Source organism: Caldimonas sp. (genome assembly GCF_046289365.1).
Classification (GTDB): domain Bacteria; phylum Pseudomonadota; class Gammaproteobacteria; order Burkholderiales; family Burkholderiaceae_C; genus Caldimonas.
This window is the reverse complement of the sequence record NZ_JBKBVU010000234.1, coordinates 1-4,287: the sequence shown is the minus strand read 5'-3', so window position 1 is coordinate 4,287 and position 4,287 is coordinate 1. Positions and strand designations below refer to the sequence as shown.

Below are 4,287 nucleotides of genomic sequence, written 5' to 3'. Positions count from 1 at the left end.
GAGGCCGAGTTCGGCGACCGCGTGCAGACCTCCTTCGTCGAGAGCGTGCCCGAAGGCGCCGATGCCGAGCGCGTGATCCGCGACATGGTCAACCAGGGCAACAAGCTCATCTTCGGCACCACCTTCGGCTACATGGACTACATGCTGAAGATCGCGGGGGACCACAAGGACGTGAAGTTCGAGCATGCCACCGGCTACAAGACGGCCGAGAACATGCGCACCTACGACTCGCGCACCTATGAAGGCGCCTACATGGCTGGCGTGATCGCCGGCGCGATGACGAAGTCGAACACCCTGGGCGTGGTCGGCTCGGTGCCCATCCCCGAGGTGATCCGCAACATCAACTCCTTCACCCTGGGCGCCCAGAGCGTCAACCCCAAGGTCACGACCAAGGTGGTGTGGGTCAACAAGTGGTTCGACCCGCCCAAGGAAGGCGAGGCCGCGCAGTCCCTGCTCAACCAGGGCGCCGACGTGCTGTTCCAGAACACTGACTCGTCGGCCGTGCTGCAGGCGGCCGAAAAGGCCGGCAAGCTGGCCTTCGGCTGGGACTCCGACATGAGCCACTTCGGCCCCAATGCCCATCTCGCCTCGGCCATCATCAACTGGGCGCCGTACTACATCAAGGCCACGCGCGACGTGCTGGAGGGCACCTGGAAGACCGAGACCACCTGGTGGGGCGTCAAGGAAGGCGCGATCGATCTGGTGTCGATCTCGGACAAAGTGCCCGCCGACATCCGCACCAAGGTCGAAACCGTCAAGGCCGGCTTGAAGGATGGCAGCTTCCAGATCTGGAAAGGCCCGATCGTTGGGCAAGACGGCAAGGAAGTCCTGAAAGCCGGCGAGGTGGCCGACGACAAGTTCCTGCACGGCATCAACTTCTACGTCAAGGGCGTGGAAGGCAAAGTGCCCACCGGCAACTGAGTGCCCGCCTGATTCCCTTGCAAGGCCGCCGCAGGCAAGCGCCCGGCGGCCTTTGTCATGGTGGGGCGGCCGCGTGGATCGGCCGGCCGCCAGCAGCGCGGCAGCGCAGCGCCATTCAGCCATGCATCAAAGCGCTGCCGCGTGCTTCATCGGCGTGAAGCCGTGGGTACAGGGCAGAAAAACGCGCATGCCGCTCGCGCAGCCACATCGTGCGCGAGGACTGGGGCTCGAAGCCTCGGGCCACCGCGGGTGTGATGCACACCTCGTCTTGACTGGCGCCACAGGCCAGCCAGGCCAAACGCGCCGCTCCGATGGCACCGCCGGTGTCTGCATCGTGGTGGCGCGTCAGGGGCAGCGCCAGGATGTCGGCGAGCAATTGGGCCCAGCCGTCGCTTCGCGAGCCGCCACCGACCAGCGACAGGCTTTGCAGCGCGGGGCGCGTGCGAGGGATGGTGTTCAGTCCGTCCAGCAGGCCAAAGCCCACACCTTCGGCCACCGCATAGGCCAGGTGGTCCCGTTCGTGCTGTGCGCGCAAGCCCACCCAGGCGCCGGTGGCCAGCGGGTCGTTGTGCGGGGAGCGCTCGCCGCTGAGGTAAGGCAAGAACAAGGGGGCTTGCTGCTGTTCTCGCTCCGACAAGGCGCTTGCGGCTTCCAGCAAAGCCGCCTCGTGTGGATATCCCAACTGCCGGGTGGCCCAGGTCACGGCGCTGGCGGCGCTGAGCATCACGCTCATCACGTGCCAGCGCTTGGGCAAGGCGTGACAAAAGGCATGCAAGGCTTGTGTGGGATTGGGGTGGAACGACGCCCCATTGACGAACACCACTCCCGATGTGCCCAAAGAGACAAAGCCTTCCGCGGGCCGGATCAGCCCCATGCCTACCGCACTGGCCGCGTTATCGCCGGCGCCACCGGCCACCGGAACGCGGGGCGGCAAGCCCCAGCGTGCGCACCACTGCGGCTTGACGAAGGCCGACACCTCGCTGCCTTCGACCAGACGGGGCATGTGTGCCCGGCTCAAGCCGCAGGCTGCGAGCAGGGCATCGGACCAATCGCGCCGTCCCACATCCAGCCACAGCGTGCCGGATGCATCGGACATGTCGCTGACCGCCTCACCGGTGAGCTTCAGCCGCAGCCAGTCTTTGGGCAGCAGCACGCGCTCCACCTGGGCAAACACCTCGGGTTCGTGCTCGCGCACCCACAGCAGCTTGGGCGCAGTGAAACCGGGCATGGCCAGATTGCCTGTGATGGCGCTCAGCTGCGGCACCTCGCGCGTGAGCCGATGGCACTGCGGCAGGCTGCGGCCGTCATTCCACAGAATGGCGGGCCGCAGCACCCGATCGTGGCGATCGATCAGGGTGGCGCCATGCATCTGCCCGGACAGCCCGATGCCCTGCACCTGAGCCAGGGCGGCGGGGTGCTGGTGATGCAACGCGTCCATCACCCGTTCCAAGGCCAACCACCATTGAGCCGGGTCCTGCTCGCTCCACATGGCGTGAGGGCGTTGCACCGTCAAGGCCGCGCGGGCCGTGGCAATGACTCGATGCTGCGGCGACAGCAGCAGCGCTTTCAGTTCGGACGTGCCGAGATCCAGACCGAGATACATGGGGGGTCAGGCCGCGCCATGAAAGCGCGTGAGACTGAGTTTGCGGTATTCGGAGGGGGTCATCCCCTTGATCTCCCGGAAGCGTCGATTGAAGTTGGCCACGTTGTTGAATCCCACCTCGTAACAGATGTGGACGATCGGATGCTCGGTGTCCATCAACAGCTGACAGGCACGACTGATACGCACCCGGTTGACGAAATCGGTGAACGTGTTGCCGGTGGCCTTGCGGAAAAAGCGGCAGAAACGGCTTTCGCTCATGCCCAGTTCGGCAGCCAAGGCGCGCGCCGAGTGATCCTCGGCCAAGCGATCGGTGATGCGGCTGACCACGGCATGGATCTGGTCGATGGAGCGGTCGTCGTCCGTGCTTTGCAGTTGCACGCTCGACAAGAGCCGGTAATCGGTGCAAGCGGCCAAGTCGGCCAGGTAATCGCAAAACGCGCTCCATCGACGCAGGCCTTTGGCGGCCTTGACGCGATGCCAGTGCTGCTCGGCCCGCTGCGACAAGCCGAAGAACTCGATGCCGTGCTTGGCGCGCTCCAACAGGGGAAGAATGTCGCGCAGCTCGGGGATGGTCTGGGCCGCCTGCACCAGCGGTTCGTGAGGGAACTGAATCACCAAGTCGCGCTGCGGCACACCGCCTTCGGGCATGTCGCTGCTGACCCAGTTGTGGGGCAGGCGGGGCCCTGTGAGCACGAGGTGTCCGGGCTGAAAAGGACCGATCCAGTCCCCGACGAAGGCCTTGCCGCTGGTGCAGGTGATCAAGTGCAGTTCGTACTCGTCGTGGTAATGCCAGCGCGCCAGGGGCGTGGGAAAACCATGCTCCAGACAACGCACGAAGCCCACCTCATCGGACGGCTCGTAACCCAGCGCCGGAGAGCGCGTGAAGTCACGCTCGAGCTCCGGTTTGATCTGGCGCGGCGGCGGCATCTTGATCGTCATGGTCGGTACTCCTTGCAGAGGGCGGGCACCGAAGCGGCAAGCGACAGCTTCTATGGGTCAAGCCGTGGTGCGCGAGGCAACGAACCGCTGTACCCGATCGTAGGCCTTGCGCAAGGCCCTGACCAGCTCGGCGTGGCCGGCCATCTCGCCCCACAAGGTGGTGTCCGCAGCGTAAGCGGCCACCGGATCGCTCGCTTCACAGATCGCATGCGCGACGGCTGGATCCATGGCCTGATCTTGATAGGTGTAGGGAATCTGCCCGACATGCCAGCGTTGCAAGTACGCCAAGAACAGCGCCGGCAGCATTGCCACGCTGTCGAAACCTTGGCCGCGCACGAGCTTGTCGCGGATGGTGGGCGCGATCATGCCGGGAATCTTGGAGAACGCATCCATCGCCACGCGTTGATTGGTGTCGGCAATGGCGGGGTTGGCAAAACGGTCCAGCACCACGTCGCGGTACGCTTCCAAGTCGATCGGGCTGGGTTGCAGCACGGCGATGGCGTCATGGGTGACATAGTCGTAGGCCATTTGCCGGATCTCGGGGTCGACGGTGCCTTCGTGGATGTAGCGGTAACCTGCCAGCGTGCCGGCCCACGCAATGCAGCTGTGGGTGGCATTGAGCAGGCGGATCTTGGCTTCTTCGTGGGCCTGCACGGATTCGACCATTTCGACGCCAACCCTCTCCCACTCGGGGCGCCCGGCGATGAAGTCGTCTTCGATCACCCACTGGATGAAGCTCTCGCTCATCAGCGCAGCTTTGTCGTCCCAGCCCGTGGCGGCCTTCACGCGCTCGGCCACCGCAGGGGTGGGCCGCGGCGTGATGC

3 protein-coding genes and 1 pseudogene are annotated in these 4,287 nt (G+C 65.2%); 1 reads left to right on the top strand and 3 read right to left on the bottom strand.

Annotation, left to right across the window (positions count from 1 at the left end; all coding sequences use genetic code 11):
• Positions 1-921, top strand: a 921-nt coding sequence (locus ACK42S_RS16030; protein WP_409709816.1) for a BMP family ABC transporter substrate-binding protein, incomplete at its 5' end; no start/stop codon positions are given.
• Positions 922-1,036: 115 nt separating this feature from the next.
• Here the strand turns inward: ACK42S_RS16030 and xylB are convergent.
• The 3 genes and pseudogenes from xylB to ACK42S_RS16015 form a co-directional block, all read right to left on the bottom strand.
• A complete protein-coding gene (gene xylB, locus ACK42S_RS16025) occupies positions 1,037-2,524 on the bottom strand; it encodes a xylulokinase (RefSeq protein ID WP_409709813.1) in 1,488 nt (495 codons plus the stop codon).
• A 6-nt stretch (positions 2,525-2,530) separates the two neighbouring features.
• A complete protein-coding gene (locus ACK42S_RS16020) occupies positions 2,531-3,463 on the bottom strand; it encodes a helix-turn-helix domain-containing protein (RefSeq protein ID WP_409709810.1) in 933 nt (310 codons plus the stop codon).
• A gap of 57 nt (positions 3,464-3,520) precedes the next feature.
• Positions 3,521-4,287: pseudogene (locus ACK42S_RS16015) on the bottom strand (mannitol dehydrogenase family protein); the annotation flags it as partial.

Excerpts from the sequence above, each read along its gene's own strand:
- ACK42S_RS16020 (WP_409709810.1), bottom strand. The coding sequence starts at position 3,463 with ATGACGATCAAGATGCCGCCGCCGCGCCAGATCAAACCGGAGCTCGAG.
- xylB (WP_409709813.1), bottom strand. The coding sequence starts at position 2,524 with ATGTATCTCGGTCTGGATCTCGGCACGTCCGAACTGAAAGCGCTGCTG.